This window comes from Pseudomonas sp. GM49 (assembly GCF_000282355.1).
GTDB lineage: Bacteria > Pseudomonadota > Gammaproteobacteria > Pseudomonadales > Pseudomonadaceae > Aquipseudomonas.
This window is the reverse complement of the sequence record NZ_AKJL01000313.1, coordinates 1-1094: the sequence shown is the minus strand read 5'-3', so window position 1 is coordinate 1094 and position 1094 is coordinate 1. Positions and strand designations below refer to the sequence as shown.

Below are 1094 nucleotides of genomic sequence, written 5' to 3'. Positions count from 1 at the left end.
TTAAAGAGCGGTTGGTTAAGATCTTTCGTCTCAACCGAGGAGCGCATCTTACAGCACACCTTTTCAAATTGCAACCTTAAAAGTTTCTGATTTTTCAACAAAATCAACTACTTAAGCCAAGAACAACATCAAGCTGCTCGTTAGCGGGAGGCGAATAGTACAGCATTAAAATACGTGGTCAACCCCCACCTGAAAATTCTTCTTCCTTACCAAAGCACCCGGGTTGCCACCATGAAAACTTCCGGGGTCCGTACAAAACATCCCCCGTCCAGCTCCGTCCCCACTACTGCCATCCTCGCCGGTGTTTCGGACCGTGCGGCAGATTTCAAAAAAAGTCGCAAACCCCGCGACTATTCAGGGTTTGCGACTCATAGCCGATACGTCCCTCAAGCTCCCGGGACGTTTTCTTCGGGCATGCCTGCCGAGTTCATTGCACGACGTGCGGGCTTAGTGCTGTACCTCAACCACGTCGACATCCGGGGCATCGGCCACATCCTCTCTGGCTTCATTCGCCTCTACTTTGGCAGCCTCTCTGGCTTCATTCGCTTCTACTTTGGCTGCGTTCCTGGCCGCATTTGCAGCTGCCTTGGCAGCATCTCTGGCTGCATCTGCGTCTGCCTTGGCGACATCCCTGGCTGCATCTGCAGCGGCCCTGGCAGCATCTCTGGCCGCATCTGCAGCAGCCCTGGCAGCATCTCTGGCTGCATCTGCGCCCGGATCGCCAGCAGCTCTGGCAGCGGCTCGGGCTGCATCCGCCTCAGCCCTGGCAGCATCTCTGGCTGCATCTGCAGCAGCTTTTGCAGCATCCCGGGCTGCATCTGCATCGTTTCTGGCAGCGTCCCTGGCCTCATCTGCGTCGTTTCTGGCAGCATCCCTCGCTTCTGCGGCCTCCCTGGCAGCGTCCCTGGCGTCTTCTGCAGCTTCCCTGGCAGCGTCCCCTACGTTTTCTGCAGCTTCCCTGGCAGCTTCCCCGGCGTCTTCTGCGGCTTCCCTGGCTGCATCTGCGGCGTTATCCGCGTCATTGTCATCGTCGTTGTCATGCGCTTTGCCCGGACCTCTGTTCCCGGCCATACCATGGTCATCGTCGTTGTCAC

Annotated in this window: 1 protein-coding gene; it reads right to left on the bottom strand. The window is 57.4% G+C overall.

Annotation, left to right across the window (positions count from 1 at the left end; translation table 11 throughout):
• Positions 1-447: 447 nt before the first annotated feature.
• Positions 448-1071, bottom strand: a complete 624-nt coding sequence (locus PMI29_RS0130525; RefSeq protein ID WP_443216471.1) for a hypothetical protein — start codon at positions 1069-1071, stop codon at positions 448-450.
• Between the last annotated feature and the right edge of the window lie 23 nt (positions 1072-1094).

Bases quoted from the DNA above. Each gene is read 5' to 3' on its own strand.
- PMI29_RS0130525 (WP_443216471.1), bottom strand. From the start codon at position 1,071: ATGGCCGGGAACAGAGGTCCGGGCAAAGCGCATGACAACGACGATGAC.